At 50.8% G+C, this 14887-nt stretch carries 18 protein-coding genes and 2 tRNA genes; 3 read left to right on the plus strand and 17 right to left on the minus strand.

The window, feature by feature from the left end; all coding sequences use genetic code 11:
• Positions 1–153: 153 nt before the first annotated feature.
• Positions 154–227 (minus strand) — tRNA-Pro (locus tag WD467_01425).
• 300 nt (positions 228–527) lie between these two features.
• Positions 528–1163 carry a site-2 protease family protein gene (locus tag WD467_01430; protein ID MEX2452555.1) on the minus strand — a complete coding sequence of 212 codons (636 nt, stop codon included), beginning with the start codon at positions 1161–1163 and terminating at the stop codon, positions 528–530.
• 136 nt (positions 1164–1299) lie between these two features.
• On the opposite strand from WD467_01430, the gene rpmB reads away from it, so the two are divergent.
• A complete protein-coding gene (gene rpmB / locus WD467_01435; protein MEX2452556.1) occupies positions 1300–1524 on the plus strand; it encodes a 50S ribosomal protein L28 in 225 nt (74 codons plus the stop codon).
• A gap of 67 nt (positions 1525–1591) precedes the next feature.
• On the opposite strand, the gene WD467_01440 is transcribed toward rpmB, so the two are convergent.
• From WD467_01440 to WD467_01490, 11 genes are all read right to left on the minus strand, one after another.
• Positions 1592–2227 (minus strand): MBL fold metallo-hydrolase, encoded by a 636-nt coding sequence (locus WD467_01440; GenBank protein MEX2452557.1) that lies wholly within the window; start codon positions 2225–2227, stop codon positions 1592–1594.
• A 16-nt stretch (positions 2228–2243) separates the two neighbouring features.
• Positions 2244–2822 carry a transcriptional regulator gene (locus tag WD467_01445; protein MEX2452558.1) on the minus strand — a complete coding sequence of 193 codons (579 nt, stop codon included), beginning with the start codon at positions 2820–2822 and terminating at the stop codon, positions 2244–2246.
• A gap of 151 nt (positions 2823–2973) precedes the next feature.
• The gene (locus tag WD467_01450; protein ID MEX2452559.1) at positions 2974–3693 is read right to left on the minus strand and encodes a glutamine amidotransferase; all 720 of its coding nucleotides are present in this window, start codon (positions 3691–3693) and stop codon (positions 2974–2976) included.
• Complete coding sequence (locus WD467_01455) at positions 3690–4961, minus strand: MurT ligase domain-containing protein (protein ID MEX2452560.1); 1272 nt, start codon at positions 4959–4961, stop codon at positions 3690–3692. The genes WD467_01450 and WD467_01455 overlap by 4 nt, the downstream gene beginning before the upstream one ends.
• A gap of 8 nt (positions 4962–4969) precedes the next feature.
• On the minus strand, positions 4970–5842 hold the full coding sequence (gene miaA, locus WD467_01460; GenBank protein ID MEX2452561.1) for a tRNA (adenosine(37)-N6)-dimethylallyltransferase MiaA: 873 nt from the start codon (positions 5840–5842) through the stop codon (positions 4970–4972).
• On the minus strand, positions 5835–6179 hold the full coding sequence (locus WD467_01465) for an MGMT family protein (protein MEX2452562.1): 345 nt from the start codon (positions 6177–6179) through the stop codon (positions 5835–5837). Before WD467_01465 ends, miaA begins: the two co-directional genes overlap by 8 nt.
• A complete protein-coding gene (locus WD467_01470; protein ID MEX2452563.1) occupies positions 6166–6780 on the minus strand; it encodes a hypothetical protein in 615 nt (204 codons plus the stop codon). The genes WD467_01465 and WD467_01470 overlap by 14 nt, the downstream gene beginning before the upstream one ends.
• Positions 6777–7487: a peptidoglycan recognition family protein gene (locus WD467_01475; protein ID MEX2452564.1), complete on the minus strand. Its 711-nt coding sequence runs from the start codon at positions 7485–7487 to the stop codon at positions 6777–6779. Before WD467_01475 ends, WD467_01470 begins: the two co-directional genes overlap by 4 nt.
• 2 nt (positions 7488–7489) lie before the next feature.
• Positions 7490–9385 (minus strand): threonine--tRNA ligase, encoded by a 1896-nt coding sequence (gene thrS, locus WD467_01480; GenBank protein ID MEX2452565.1) that lies wholly within the window; start codon positions 9383–9385, stop codon positions 7490–7492.
• Complete coding sequence (locus WD467_01485; protein ID MEX2452566.1) at positions 9348–9593, minus strand: DUF1653 domain-containing protein; 246 nt, start codon at positions 9591–9593, stop codon at positions 9348–9350. The genes thrS and WD467_01485 overlap by 38 nt, the downstream gene beginning before the upstream one ends.
• Before the next feature lie 494 nt (positions 9594–10087).
• A tRNA-Val gene (locus WD467_01490) sits at positions 10088–10164 on the minus strand.
• 178 nt (positions 10165–10342) lie between these two features.
• Between WD467_01490 and WD467_01495 the strand changes: the two genes are divergently transcribed.
• Positions 10343–10501 carry a hypothetical protein gene (locus WD467_01495; protein ID MEX2452567.1) on the plus strand — a complete coding sequence of 53 codons (159 nt, stop codon included), beginning with the start codon at positions 10343–10345 and terminating at the stop codon, positions 10499–10501.
• 290 nt (positions 10502–10791) lie between these two features.
• Complete coding sequence (locus tag WD467_01500; protein MEX2452568.1) at positions 10792–11238, plus strand: ATP cone domain-containing protein; 447 nt, start codon at positions 10792–10794, stop codon at positions 11236–11238.
• A gap of 40 nt (positions 11239–11278) precedes the next feature.
• On the opposite strand, the gene WD467_01505 is transcribed toward WD467_01500, so the two are convergent.
• From WD467_01505 to WD467_01520, 4 genes are all read right to left on the minus strand, one after another.
• A complete protein-coding gene (locus WD467_01505) occupies positions 11279–11980 on the minus strand; it encodes a 50S ribosomal protein L25 (GenBank protein ID MEX2452569.1) in 702 nt (233 codons plus the stop codon).
• Positions 11981–12059: 79 nt separating this feature from the next.
• A complete protein-coding gene (locus WD467_01510; GenBank protein MEX2452570.1) occupies positions 12060–13097 on the minus strand; it encodes an MraY family glycosyltransferase in 1038 nt (345 codons plus the stop codon).
• A 3-nt stretch (positions 13098–13100) separates the two neighbouring features.
• The gene (locus tag WD467_01515) at positions 13101–13490 is read right to left on the minus strand and encodes a hypothetical protein (protein MEX2452571.1); all 390 of its coding nucleotides are present in this window, start codon (positions 13488–13490) and stop codon (positions 13101–13103) included.
• 212 nt (positions 13491–13702) lie between these two features.
• Positions 13703–14869, minus strand: a complete 1167-nt coding sequence (locus WD467_01520; GenBank protein ID MEX2452572.1) for a T3SS effector HopA1 family protein — start codon at positions 14867–14869, stop codon at positions 13703–13705.
• Positions 14870–14887 lie beyond the last annotated feature (18 nt).

Raw genomic sequence — 14887 nt, forward strand, 5'->3', positions numbered from 1 at the left:
ATATCAGACACACAGTGGCTTTAGCCTAGATAGGCACCAGCTTCACGAATCATCGATGATTTTAAGCTGACACAAAGTTACTGTAACGAAGTAGATAAACCTCGTAGCTAAGTCGGACTATATGCAAACGTAGGGATCTAATCGACTGAGATATGGTCGGGGCGCCGGGAATTGAACCCGGGTTACTGCACCCCCAGCGCAGCGTAATACCATTATACGACGCCCCGTTCACAGTAATTCATTATAGATCATTCCAAGAGGAAACCTAAGATTATAACTAGATTCTACTTAACCTAGTAGCAGTAATTAAAAATACCGCTCCAAAGAGCGGTATTTTTAGATCCCCGTATCGTCACACGAAGACTGTTTCTCCTACTTAAAGCAGGTGGGTATCCGCAAGAATAAGTCTGCGAACGAATCGCGGGACTTACCTGATGTAAGATTCCCAGAAGAAACAAATATTCAGGAAAACAATGTCAACGTGCGGGCTGATACGGAGACATACTTATTATAGCACAAGCAGAAAACTAATAGGTTAGCCTAACTCCGGTAATGACCTCTGTTAATATACCGATTGCCGAACCCATAAACGGCCCTATAAAGCGAAATCCAACCATAATGAATACCGCCACTCCCAGAAGCCCGGTACTCTCGATCGTGCGCATCAGCTGGCGAACCGGTTCCGGAGCTAAAACGTAAAGTGCTCGAGAGCCGTCCAGCGGTGGAAACGGGATTAGATTGAAAATGAAGAAGGCGAGGTTGACGATGACGAACAGCATCATTACATCAAATGCTACGCTGGGCGCTCCCATCAGGCGCACGACCGCCCCGCCCAGCAACGCTAATACCAAGTTAGTCAATGGCCCAGCGAGCGATACCATCACCATCCCGGTCTCCCCGTTACGCAGCCGGCTAGGATTAAACGGCACCGGCTTAGCCGCTCCAAACGGGGGTAAGCCGGCTAAATGCAGGAATAATGGCATCGCTACCGTCAAGAAAGGATCGACGTGCTTTAACGGATTAAGTGTCAGTCGGCCGCTCAGCCGAGCCGTATCATCCCCGAGCCGATCGGCTATGAAGCCGTGCATAAACTCGTGCGTGGTGATCGACACCGCTAAGATAGCGATAATCGTAATAATCTCCCCTATAACTCCAATATCCATATCCTCCAGTATAACCTAGCCGCCGGCTAGCCGAAAAGTGCGCTGCCTCCCGCTCGACTAGACAGTCTAGATTTGACTCCCAACTCTAGTCGGGGTACTATATCATTTGATTGTTTTAGAATTCAGGAGAGTGGCCATGGCCTACAAATGTGAAATCACCGGCAAAGGTAAGCAGTTCGGTAACAACGTCAGCTTTTCCCAGCGCAAAACCAAGAAAGTTTGGAAACCTAACCTGCACAAGCAGACCTTCCTACTCGATGGTAAGAAAGTCACGATGAAAATCAGTGCTCAGGGGCTACGCACACTGAAGAAACACGGCCGCTACCAACCGCTCGCCGCTCGCACTAGCCCAGACGCCTAAGTTAAGAGTAAAAACTAAAGCTCATACCCCCGCCGCAGCGGGGGTATTAATATAGGGCCCGAGAATATTACTTAGTGCGCGGCTGCAGAACGATGAAGGTGGTCTCTTCCGAAGCATCCCGCGCGGTGATCTTAAGGCTATCTTCCCTGGCGGCATCACTAGAACCTACCTCTTGCAAGAAAGCCTCGACCGTATCCTGTGGCACTGGATATACAGTGCGTGAATCCTCGTAGTGCACCGGCACTACATAGCTGGGGTCAAACTGACGGACCAAATCGGAGGCAGCTTCCTTATCTAAGGTTAGACCCTTACCACCGACCGGAACGACCAAGACATCGATCCCATCGATACGTTCTACCTGCTCTTCACTTAAATTCGGATGAATATTACCACAGATTAAGACACGTAGATCTTTGTGCGAGATTGCATACATCACACCATCCTGCTTGTCTTCGGCCTCTTCAGTGTGCAACCGAGCTGCTACGGCATCAATCGTCACTCCTTTAATCTCATACTCACCCGGTCGGTCGATCACGAAGTCAGGATTGGATTGGGTCGACTGTTTGGGTAGCTGGGAGAATAGCACCACGTCGGCCGCTACCTTCGGGTCAGGTCCGTACTCACTAGTGATCGGATCGATCAGTATCGTAATATTCTTGGTCGTAAGAGTTAGGCAGTTTGCGCCGTAGTACATCAGTTCCATGCGAATCTTCTCCTTTTTAGGTCGTTTTCTTAGATTTTTTAGTCGTCTTAGTCTTAGCCGGCTCCTCGGTCACATTCAGCTTATCGATCAATACCGTCTGCTTGGCATCGAGCGCTGAAGTTAAAAAGCGATCGTTAAGGTTACGACGGTAGTCGTACTGCTCTCGGCTCAAGACAGTATAACGTAACTCCTGACCCTCTTCACCTTCGAGCTCCTTGATCAGCTTCTCCAACTTATTGCGGTTCACATCGCCGACAATTAAAACATCTACCGGTGAGAGCTGATCTCGCGTAAACACTCCGCTGAGAGCGGCATACTCGACACTACCTAGCGCCTTGAAACCGGCCGTCGCGTCGTTACTGGCGAGAGTCGAATCTTTCTGAGCGTTGACCTTAGTAAACATGGCGTGTAGCGCATCGTAGTGAGGGTGCTTTTGGTTTACCTCATAATACAGCCGGTTGCCGCTGGAGTCAGATTTAATGATGCCGATAGTCAGAAGATTAGCTAGTTCCCGCCGCACCGAATTAATCTGCTCGTCGATCTTACGGGTTATCTCTCGGACGTAAAAACTCCGATTCGGGTTGTTGTAGAACAAGTGCAGTAGCTTTACCCGCGTTTTCGATCCAAATAGTTGCTCGATCAAGACGACTCTCCATATTCATATATTCGATATCTCACTCATTGTAGCAAAAAGTAGCTCACCGTGACACTGTCTTGACGCCAAAATAGGAACTACTTCAGGGGTACTACTGTGGTCGGCGTTTAGCGACGGCCGCCGCTCGCTCCGCTAGACTATCATCGATCTTATCAGTAATAACTAACTTATCACCTCGGCGCTCCAATGCACGACGCAGCAGCTCGTCAGTAAAGTCAGGGTTCTTAGGCAGTAATGATCCATGTAGATAGGTGCCGAACACATTATGTACCACTGCTCCCTCGAAGCCATCCTCACCGTTGTTCCCGTGTCCCTGCACTACCCGGCCTAGAGCGCTCTGCTCTGGAGCTAAGGTCGTCTTGCCACTATGGTTCTCAAACCCAACCACCTCACCCCACGGCGTCTGCACTACTACATTACCGATTAAGCGCTCACTAGAGCCGACCGTCTCAGCATCAAATAACCCGATGCCCGGTAGTTCGGCCCCTTCTATGGTAGTGAACATATGACCAAAGAGCTGATACAAGCCGCAGACTAGCAAAAATACCGTACCCTGTTCGGCCGCGACATGAATCGCCTCCCGGTGACGCTGCAAATCATCGGCCACCGCTACTTGGCCGCGATCCTGACCGCCACCTCCGAATACGATATCGGCTCGGGAGAAGTCATACTCTGCACCTAGACCGATCGGCTCATACACCACTTCATAGTCGCGCCACTCGAGCCGTTTAGTAAGAGCTACTATATTGCCCCAATCACCATAGATATTCATCTCCCTGGGGTAGAGATGGGCAAGCACTATCTTCTTCACTCCCAAGCTCCGATCTCGGTACGCCGACCGATTAGTTTGCGCAACTCTAACATAGCCGTATAGGTGGGGACGATATAGCCACGCCCACCAGGGGGAACTTCCGCCAGCAGTTCATCCAGTGCCGCTCTTAAACTCGGCATCGCCCTACTAGGGATATCAGCGTACTGCAGCCGTAAAGCCATGTCATAACCCCGGCTACCACTAGTGATGATCGGCTGAGTATCGGCTTCCGCCCAGCTCTCGATCCGCACGTCCCACAGCCACGATACGTCCCGTCCATCGGCATAGTTATCGTTAATAGCTATCATAGTCGGTAGTGGCTCTACACTTAAAAAGCTGGCTATAACTTGGTTAAAGCCGCTGGGATTCTTCACTAGTAGAATCTGCAATGTTTTATCCCCGATCGTAATCTCTTCCGTCCGACCGAAAGCCGGCTTTACCTCACCCAGCGCAGCTACGGCACGTGCGGTATCTATCTCTAGTAGCTCGGAAACCGCTAAAGCTAAGGCCGCGTTATAAATGTTAAATACCCCTGGTATCTGCAGACTAGCCGAATAGCTGCGCTGATTGATACGAAAGGATACTGCCTGCGCGGCGTCCTGATTAGCGTTGTCCTCGATAAATACTTCAGCCGCCGTGTAGTCAGGCTCCGTCGGTTCATCATCTAGATAGAGTGCTTCGTCGCTTGGCACCTGCTCCCGAACGTTACTGGCAGCGGCTGCCCCACTTACACTGTCTAGTTGAAACGAGTTCCGCAGGCGCGGATCGTCATAATTAATTACGGTGTGTTTAGCGTGAGCAGCCGCCTCAACCAGTAGATCGGCTACGCGCTCCAACTCGCCGTAACGGTCCAGCTGATCACGATGTAGGTTTAAGACCACCATTACTTCAGGCTGAAGAGCTGTCGATAGGTGCGCTGCAAAACCCTCATCGACCTCAAATAGTCCGACCTCGGCGCTCAGTTCACCCCGCCAGTCCAGCGCTGCTAGAGTGGCCGAGATGATCCCCCGCGACATATTGCTACCGGCCTGATTGTGGACAATTGTGTTGTATTTACAACGTAGTATTTCTTGCAACATTTTAGTGGTCGTAGTCTTGCCGTTAGTACCCGTTACAAGTATCACCGTTTGAAAGTGAGGCCGCAGAGAATGAATAAATTTTGGGTAGAGACGCTCGACTACCAGGCCAGGTAAGGCCGAGCCGCCCCGGCGCAGCCGACTTAAAACTAAGACCGTCTTCCCTATCCAAATGACTAATAATCGCAACATGCTTATCATTATACCGTGTCGAGAAACTTTTCGACGAACCGATCTGCTTCATCCACCTCACTCACCCAGATAATGTCGCGATTACGCTTGAACCAAGTCCGCTGTCTCTTAGCTAAATCAAGCGTCGCCTTGATGATGCGGCGACGGGTCTCTTGATTACTCTGATTACTCTCGAAATAGGCCTGCCACTCCCGGTAACCGATACCTCTCATCGCCTCCACTTCCCAGCCGTACTTCTCCGCCAACTCCCGCACCTCATGCTTTAGTCCACGCCGAAGCATGACTTCTACCCGGCTCTCGATATTCTTCCGCAGCTGGGCGCGGGGTATATGCACTCCTACTACTAGAGTGTTTTTCCGCAGTGGAGTACGCTTTGGTGTCTGGCCACGCGTCTCGATTAGCCGAATCAAGCGGCGCTTATTGCGGATATCGACCGCGGTTAAGTCGTAACCCGCGACCTCGATCTGCTTGAGCAGCTCGGGAATCGATTTCGCCTGCAGGCTAGCCCGCTCCCCGGCCTTACCCGGTGGCATAAAGGAGTAATCAAACAACACGCAGTCGATATACAGACCAGTACCGCCGACTAAGATCGGTAGCTTGCCCCGCTCTACCACTTCACTTATGGCCGTCTGAGCTAACTCCTTATACACCGCCGCCGTAAAGTCCTGATCGGGAGCGACGATATCGATTAAATGATGGGGCACTTCGCTCTGTTCCACGCTAGAAGGCTTAGCCGTACCGATGTCCATCTCGCGGTAAACCTGCCAAGAATCAGCGTTAATAATCTCGCCATTATGACGCCGGGCCAGCTCAAGCGCTATGGCCGACTTTCCACTGGCCGTCTCCCCTACAATGGCAACTAGCTTCGGTGGCTTACTCACATTCAACCTCCGCAGTTTCGGTAGCTGCTAAGGGCCACCAGATCAGACCGTTCACATCTACCCTATCGTTCTCATCCACCGCCACTCCTTCGGCCTCTAGGTGCTGGCGCTGCCCGGACCGACCGCCGAAACTATAGGTAGCCGCCAGTTGACCTGATTTATTTACCACCCGATGCCAAGGCAGCTCCTCCGGTCCAAAATGGGCTATCTGCCCCACTACCCGGGCTGCTCTAGGGTGAGAGCTAAGAGCCGCCAGCTGACCATAGGTCATCACGCGACCGGCCGGAATCTGCGCTACTAACGCATAGACAGCTAGTTTGAAACTATCGTTCGTCATCACTAAGCAGTATCTTTAACACGTCATCCCAGTTATCGGCCCGCACCGTATGCGGTGGCAACCTATCGGTCTGGTTCCAGTGGTAGTCACCAAAGAGTATGCCTCGCATACCGCACTCAACCACTTCTGTAATATGCTTCAATGAATCATCAATTAGATACTCAGCGGCGATTGCCTCACAGACATTACGCTTGGAAACGTTTTTCACCGTACCCCACTCGTGATCAAAATTAGAGAAGTAGACATCCTGGAAGGTATCAGGGAAATGCTGCTGCAGCCAGCGCTGTGTCATGTTGTGCGTTATACCGGGACGAGCCGTCACGACCGTTAAGTCGTAGCGGCGCTTCAACTGATCTAAGGCGGCGACCGCCTCCTCCACCGGTGCAATAGCCGCAAACTCATCCGACTCGAGAAAGTCATGGATTTGCTGCTGGATCTCACCCTTGGTCTTACCGAACGAGTCCATCAACTCATCGAGTGAATAAAATCCCTCCATGCTCACTTGCGCGCTAAACATCCGGTTAAGATGATCGATCAAGACCTCACCATGGGGCACCAGCACATCATCGACATCGACGGCGATCGTAGTACGTCGACTCATTTATGCGCCTCTAACTGCCGCTTCCAGTCGGACAGGAAAAGCTCCCCAGGGCAGTCGGTCTGCGGATTCACTTCCCGATGTCCCACTAGCTGGCAGCTGGGATAGTTAGTTTGTAAAAGATCTGCCACAGACTGGAGGGCGGCTACAGACGGCCGAGCCTGACTGAGATCGGCATCGAAGCAGACCGCCACGCTACGGCAGTTAACCTGCCAGTTACCGGCATGCCAGCCGATCTCGTTATCCTCCAGTAGGCGTTCGCAGCTTCCATCTTCTCGAATTAACCAATGATAAGCGTAGAAGACCGGCCGATCGGCCTTAAAGTGACCGGAATAGATAGGCCGGCCCTTTATCTGGGACTCTGCAGCGGGTGGATGAGCATAATGGGCCGCATAGAGCCGCAATAGATGAATGGCATTTAAGCGAGCCAGGCTCATCCCAGCTGCACTACTGGTATGATGGATTACTACTGTATCTAGCTCAGCTCGTTCCTGATCGAAGTCTTCGCCCTCCCGACCGATATACAGAGTGCCGTCGGCCAGCAGCTCTTCCGTCAGGGAGTAAATTTCCGACTTAATCTTTTCTTTCGTAGCGGCATCGGAGCGTTCGGCCGTCTGCAGTAGTGCTCGATAATCAGGCTCCAGCTGTAGATACCAGTCTTCCTGAGTGGCTAATTGCCGCCATTTAGTTTCGTCAATAAATCGAGTCATAACTACAGCTCGAGCAGAAAATCGGCCACCGCTTCCAGCTTAACCTTCGTCTCGCCAGCTTGGGTGCGGACGCTGACCTCGCCGGCCATCTCGTCTTTTGGCCCGACGATCAAAATCACCGGTACTTTCGCGGTTTCGGCCTCCCGAATCTTCTTACCTAGTGACTCGTTGCGATCATCGACGGTAAAGCGCAGTTCATTATATTTAACCGGTTCATTTAGTACTACCTCAGCTAATTCCGTTGTAACTTTATCTATATATGAGCTAACTGCATCGTTAATACTCAAGATGCGGATCTGCTCTGGAGCGAGCCAGAACGGGAAGCGACCGGCAGTGTGTTCGATATAGACGGAGAGGAAACGCTCAAACGAGCCGAGCAGGGCGGCATGGATCATGACCGGAGTCTGCCGCTCACCGGCCTCGTCAATATACTCCAAGCCGAAGCGTCCGGGTTGCACGAAATCTAACTGCACTGTAGCTACTTGCCATTCTCGTGCTAGCGCATCCACTGCGATGAAATCGATCTTCGGTCCGTAGAAAGCGGCCTCTCCGGCTACGACGCTATAGTCCAGCTTCTCGGCCCGGGCGATAGTCTCCAAGGTCTCCTGCGCCTGCGCCCACAGCTCTGCGTCACCCAGCCACTTATCGCTCTCATCCTTAAAAGAAAGACTAAATCTTAACTGCATATCTACCTGAGCGTACAACTCCTGCGCGGCCTCGACCAACTCCTTTATACTAGCCTCAATCTGATCTGGTCGGGCAAACACGTGTGAATCGTCCTGCGTAATCGAACGCACCCGACTCAGACCGTGCAGCTCGCCCGACTTCTCGTCCCGATAGACCGTAGTATTTTCCATGTACTTCACCGGTAGATCACGATAGCTGCGCGGCTTAGAGGCGTAGAGTTGTGTATGATGTGGGCAGTTCATCGACTTAAGCACTAGGGTATCGGAGCTCTCCTGAGAGTTGATGATTAATAGCTCGTCTTTAAACTTATCCCAATGCCCAGAAGTCTGATACAGCTCGTGCTTAGCTAGATGCGGTATCCATACCGCCTCAAACCCACGCTTAGCACGCAGCTGCTGCGTGTAGCGCGCCAGCAGGTCCCGCAGCACGGTACCCTTAGGAGTGAACAGCGGTAAGCCAGAGCCGACCAGATCAGAGAAGGTGAACAGCTCCAGATCAGCCCCTAACTTACGGTGATCCCGCGCCTTGGCCTCCTCTCGCTGCTGCTGATACGCGGCCAACTCAGCGGAACTGGAGAAGGCCAGACCGTAAATCCGAGTAAGCATCGCCCGCGACTCGTCTCCACGCCAGTAGGCCCCTGCTACGGTATCGAGCGTGAAGGCGCAGGGATCAAGCGCCTGCGCTAGATCAGCGACATGACCACCGCGACAAAGCTCTACCGCGTGCTCAGCCCCTACAGCCTCTCCGCTCGCTTTAGTGCTAAGGATATCCTCTACCGTAGGTAGAGGATCGGCTGGACCGGAGTAGTACAGTGTAAGCGGTTGCCCCTGCTCGCTCAGTTCGGCAATCAGCTCAAGCTTATACGGGTTATGGGCAAAAACCTGCGCTGCTGCCTCCGCTGTGACTGGAATCTCATGAAAACCGTGCCAACTCGGTAGGATCTCCCGCATCCGCTGCTCTATCTGTAGTAAGTCATCTTGAGAGATAGCCCCGTCGTTGAGATCAAAATCGTAATAAAAACCGTTACTAACGGCCGGCCCAATAGTTGGCTTTGCCTCAGGATAGAGGTCAACTACGGCGGCGGCCAACAAATGCGCCAAGCTATGACGCAAGGCTCTCAGGTCATCATTGGTCTGCTTCACACCGTGCTTCATCTGCTCCAGTATAACTGAGTCAGCCCAGATAGGTAAATCGGGGCTGACTGACACCATTTACTTCTACCGCTTCGATAAACATCGACAGTGGCCGCACCCATAGTGTCCCCTCGTCATACTCTGCCTGATACACTACCAGCTCCTCCAGAGTCTCACTATGACGAGCTATACCAATCAGCTGATAGTACTTGTCTTTATAGTGTCGATAGCGACCCAGTCGCAAGCTCTCGGCTGCCGGTGACAGTGACGGTAGATCGCTACTCATATCCCACTCCTCTTCTTACTACCTATGGTAATGCTTCTATTCTACACTTGATAACACGGACGAGGTAATTTTAAACTATGAAACTCACCCCATATATAACCCTTGCATAAGCCATAAAAAATAGCTTGCAGTAGATAGCTAGCAGCGATACTATAAGGGTACAAAACAAAAAGTTGGGGGCTACAGGAGCTGCGTAAATGCGCACTGTTGTAGCCCCTTTTTTGTTATCATTCTCTTCAAGAATAAGCCGGAACAGATTACAGCTGAGCTGGGAAGCGCCAAACACGTACTAAACCAAATATATGTCAGAGCTGGACAGGCTGAGAGCAACTCAAGCAGAGGGAGCCACCCCTATCTACAACGACTTTATTCCCTAAGATATCCATCACTCAGTGTAAAAAACGCAAACCACCAACCTCTTAGCAGGGGCCGGCTATACCGAGAATTAACGCTCGGTTCTTATCTGAATTATAACGCGTACAAAAAGATCGATTTGGTGGATCTGAGAGGACTCGAACCTCTGACCCCCTCAACGTCAATGAGGTGCTCTAGCCAACTGAGCTACAGATCCATACCTATCGAATATACTACACCTCTAATCCAGTTTCCACGTTAATTGAGAATTACCCACCACCCGGCGCCAAAACCGAACATAAGGATATAACCCACTGTTCTTGACAAAAGGCTTGACTTATTGTGTTAGATCCACTACAATCAGTCCTGTTTGCTTAATATGTGAGGTAAACGTTATGAGTAAACAGCGCAAGCTAAGTAGCTATCCGTTGTTTTATGAGCAGGTTCCTGCAGAGGTACCTGTGGCCGAGCAGCCCCTCAAACGGCGCCCGGGCCGAAAACCTAAGTTCCCCCGCTTGCCGGAGGACAACGTACTCGAGAATCTCGAGCAATAAGCCGCTCTATACCCTACATATCCCCATGATCCAGCGCGATTATGGGGATATTTCTATTTTGAATTACTTATAATTACCTAATGTAACAGGGGCAGAACGAGAAAATATAGACTTATCCACAGCTTTCCACTTGTGTTTCTGACAGCGGCATGACAATATATAGTCATGGTACGAACAAAGAGACGTACCACAAAAACGAGTGATGTGAATTTGTTGTTTTAACAAATCTAAAAGAACAGTCCCGCCTCTGGCGGGACTGTTCCATAACAGATTAATAAGGAGAGATTAAGGTGCACTGCCCCTTCTGTGGTCACAAGCGGACCGAAGTTTATAATAGTCGCAATACCAGCCAGTCCCGTCGTATATGGCGCAGACGCCGCTGCAGGCGCTGTCAGCGGGCCTTTACCACTTATGAAGCTAGTGACCTCAGTTGGCTCACTATCTCCAAGCAGGCGGGCCACAGCGAGCCCTACATACGATCAAAGCTACTGGTAAGCTTGCACCATGCCTGTCAGGGGCTAGACAATCACATCGAGATGATCGATGCCCTGACTAATACTGTCGAGGATCAGCTTATCGGCCTGCAACAGGAGACGATATCGGCCCGCGAAGTTGCCGATACCACTCTGACCATCTTGAAGCGCTTCCATACCAGTGCTTACTTACGCTACCTCTCCTACCGCGGGGACTTAGCCAGTTCGGCCCATCTCAAAGAAACCGTAACTAACTTACAGTAACGCGGCCCAGACAGGGTTCAATCCCACTCAGACGAGTAGTTTACTCGTCTTCCTTCTCTAGGGTAGGCTTATCATCTTCGCCCTCTTCGTCGTCAGACTCATCTGGCGCACCGTGCTCAGAAGCCACCTGCTCTTCGGCATCGGCCGCAATCGCTTCATCCAGTTCTTCTAGCTCTTCCTCACTACGCGGTGGATCAATCTTTACGATCAGCTCTTCGGGGTCGGATAACAGTTCTACACCTTCCGGTATAGTGATGTCGCTGACATGAACGGCGGCGTTAATCTCTTCCAGCTGCTCCAAATCGACAGTGAAGCTTTCCGGCAGCTTATTCGGCAGTGCCTTTACTTCGATACTCTCTAGGTTCTGAACTAAAATTCCATCGTGATTATAAGTGGCCGGAGCCGTACCTTCGAAGTGGATCGGAATCTCGGTCTCGATCTCCTCGTCCATCTTCACCGTATAGAGGTCGAAATGCATCAACGCCCCACTAACCGGATCGTGCTGGACATCGACAAACAAGGTGTTAAGCGCCGTCTTCTTATCATCAATCTTCAGCTGGATCAGACGGTTAGTGCCGGCGCGGTTATATACCTTAGATAGCTCTACCCCGTAAGCTGCGATAACCTGAGCGTCACCCCCCTGCCCATACACTACTCCGGGAATCAGTCCTTCACGGCGTAGACCAGCTACGGCCTTTCCGGTCGCTTGGCGTAATTTAGCCTGTAATACTACATCTTGCACGGGGTGCGAACTCCTTTAAACACTCGAAGCATAATTATACACATAGTAGTTTAAGGTGACAAACTCCCACCCATTCCCCTTATTGGGCGCCCGCAGCTCGCAAACGCACTAAACTGACGGTTACCACTAGTAGGATCATCAACACCAGAAAGGCCGCCACCCCGCCGTAGATGAGGGCCGTTAGGCCGATCGCTGCTGCCACCAGATAGAGATGTGTGACGACTTGCGGCTGAGTCAGGCCGGAATCGAGCAGTAGATGATGGATATGCCCCCTATCCGGCGAGAACGGTGAGCGGCGATTATATAGCCGCCGCGTCACAGCCCAGATCGCATCGAAGATGGCCACGCCCAGCACTAGTACACCAACCGCTATCTTCGAACCGGAATAGATAGTTATAACGGCCAGAATCAGGCCGATCGTATAGGCCCCGCTATCACCCATAATGATAGAGGACGGATGCCAGTTATAGAGCAGAAAGCCTAGCAGTGAACCAGCTAGGATAACCGCCATCATCGCTAGTCCCGGATCGTCGATCGCTGGTGTCAGCGCTAGCACAAACAGTACCACAGCCGCTATCACGCAGACCCCCGCCGCTAGCCCGTCCATACCATCAAGAAAGTTAACGGTATTCACGATACCGACGATCCAGAGGATGCTGACCAGATTAGCTACCGGAAGAATATTAAAGCTAAGACTACCTAGCTCCATCGGAATCCGCCAATCATCTAGAAAAATAGAGCCCCCACCGAAGGGATTAGTAGCGGCCACTATACCGATTCCTCCGGCTAAGACGGCGATGGCGGCCACTATCTGCCAGGGCAGTTTTCGCCAAGCGCTGAGACCTTTGATATCATCCACCAGACCAACCACAAACATTATCACCAGACCGATTAGGAAACCCCACAGTCGTCGATCCAGTTCAAACTGAAGCAGAAACGGCACTATGAAGCCGAGGAATATAGCTATTCCACCGATACGTGGCAGAGGCTGAGTATGAATTTTACGTACATTTGGCAGATCTACCGCCCCGATGCGTGCCGCTAATCGCTTAACCATGGGTATGGCTACGGCGACGATAGTAAAGGCCAAAACGAAAGTAAGTAAATAGTTAAGCACAAGTTATCCTAACTGGGCTAATAAGGTGTGCGTGACGACGATAGCAAAGATATTAATCACAATTGCTCCCAGCAAGAGGAAAAAGCTGGTGATCCGACTCTTCTCAAAAGCTACCACTGCTAGAGCGATATTGCCTAGAGTAACCAGTAGGCTGTAGACCCCATAACCGTAAATCAAACGCCAATCCCCCAGTCGAGTCAGACCGGCACCGCTGACATACTCGAGCGGTACCACGAAGCCGGTCGGACGCAGGCGAATCAGCAGCTGACCAATCTGCACCATACACAACAATAGCGCGATGATGAGAAACCAGCGCAGAAACTTATCGCGCAGAATCCGCTGCTGCTTCAAAAACTCAATCGGACGCTCTATCAGAATTGCTCGTATATTCATCTGGTGGCTATTATAGCGGTTTTATGGAATAAACGGCAAAGGTTTCCTGCGACCCGCTTTCTGCTACGCAAAAAATCCGCTTCAGACCGAGGACAAGCACTCATCAGAAATTAAAAAACCACCCTAACGGGCGGTCATTAATTTCTCCTGGCGGGCCGTTACTTTGCAGGTGTGGAACTACTTTGTGCTAAACAATTCAGTTCAGACAAAACTTAAGTAGCCTTATTAAAAGCTATGTTATCTGGGTTGACACCATTTGCCGTAGCAGTACGACGTGCTAAGTCACGGAACATTGCACGAGCTTCTTCACCTTGTTTGCCGGCGGCACGGGTCTTTTCGGCGGCGTAACTAAATATCTTTTCCCTATGGGACGTTAATGATGTACCTGGTATTTGTACCGGTTCGTCACCAACTGCAATTCCTTCTGCTACATTTTGTGGAATACGAGAAGTCTCACGGTCCTTAAAAGCGTCTGGGCTATCTTTAGCTAAGGCGATAACCATGCCAAGTACATCATCAGAGTGCTTGCCGTCCACATAGACGACAATTCCATCACCACGTAATCCACTTGTTTCATGTCCCATAGCCTTGCCTTTATGGGCACTGGCTGCTTCTGGTGCTCTTTGGAGCATTTTAAGTTGCATAGAGATGCCCGCTTCATTAGCGGTCTGCAAAAGCTTCTCAAACAGTTCTGGCGTAGCTTCCATATCGGGGTTTAAGTAAATTCGCTTGTCTAACACCTCATCTTTGCCAGCCATTTTTTCGTGTACTCGACTATCTGTATATGCCATAACAAACACGCCGCCAAACTGGCGTTGTATCTTAAAGTTAGGTCGCACGTCGAGCGCACCTTTACTCTGAGCGTCTAGTACATCCGTACCGTCAACCTTAAAGCCACGATACTCTACAGCTCCCACAGGGAAATTACGGGTATCACCGTTACACCAATCTACGATTTCATTAGCAGCCTGTGGAGCTTCTTCGCCAAGATGGGCCAGAAATTCTTCTTTGGCTTGCCAAACCTGTCCACGTCGTTCTTGAGCTTGTTCAGGACTGCTACTGCGGGCTACGGCAACTTTAAGGTTACGAGCAAGCATTTCTGTTGTACGAAGATACAGTCCTGCAATGCGTTCTGGGCTCTCAATAACTTCTTTATCTTTTGCGATACTCTCAACATTATCAAGATAGCCTTTAATTCCAACCTTTTCGTTACCTAACCGTAAATCACCGCCAATAGCTCCGTCAATGAAGGTGTCAGAAAGGTGTTTTTTGGCTTCTTGAGCTTGCTCAAAAGTCTCGTACCTAACTTTTAAGTCAGTAGCCGTGATGTTTCCACCTAGCTGGGAAGGGTCAGCAGCAATATACTCTTGAGCCGTCATATTGTGACGTTGAGCTGT

The sequence above is a fragment of the Candidatus Saccharimonadales bacterium genome (assembly GCA_040903985.1).
Classification (GTDB): Bacteria; Patescibacteriota; Saccharimonadia; order QS-5-54-17; family QS-5-54-17; genus JBBDUI01.

Coding starts and splice junctions, on each gene's coding strand:
- WD467_01430 (MEX2452555.1), bottom strand. CDS start 1,163: ATGGATATTGGAGTTATAGGGGAGATTATTACGATTATCGCTATCTTA.
- rpmB (MEX2452556.1), top strand. CDS start 1,300: ATGGCCTACAAATGTGAAATCACCGGCAAAGGTAAGCAGTTCGGTAAC.
- WD467_01440 (MEX2452557.1), bottom strand. CDS start 2,227: ATGGAACTGATGTACTACGGCGCAAACTGCCTAACTCTTACGACCAAG.
- WD467_01455 (MEX2452560.1), bottom strand. CDS start 4,961: ATGTTGCGATTATTAGTCATTTGGATAGGGAAGACGGTCTTAGTTTTA.
- WD467_01465 (MEX2452562.1), bottom strand. CDS start 6,179: ATGACGAACGATAGTTTCAAACTAGCTGTCTATGCGTTAGTAGCGCAG.
- WD467_01470 (MEX2452563.1), bottom strand. CDS start 6,780: ATGAGTCGACGTACTACGATCGCCGTCGATGTCGATGATGTGCTGGTG.
- WD467_01475 (MEX2452564.1), bottom strand. CDS start 7,487: ATGACTCGATTTATTGACGAAACTAAATGGCGGCAATTAGCCACTCAG.
- thrS (MEX2452565.1), bottom strand. CDS start 9,385: ATGGTGTCAGTCAGCCCCGATTTACCTATCTGGGCTGACTCAGTTATA.
- WD467_01485 (MEX2452566.1), bottom strand. CDS start 9,593: ATGAGTAGCGATCTACCGTCACTGTCACCGGCAGCCGAGAGCTTGCGA.
- WD467_01495 (MEX2452567.1), top strand. CDS start 10,343: ATGAGTAAACAGCGCAAGCTAAGTAGCTATCCGTTGTTTTATGAGCAG.
- WD467_01515 (MEX2452571.1), bottom strand. CDS start 13,490: ATGAATATACGAGCAATTCTGATAGAGCGTCCGATTGAGTTTTTGAAG.
- WD467_01520 (MEX2452572.1), bottom strand. CDS start 14,869: ATGACGGCTCAAGAGTATATTGCTGCTGACCCTTCCCAGCTAGGTGGA.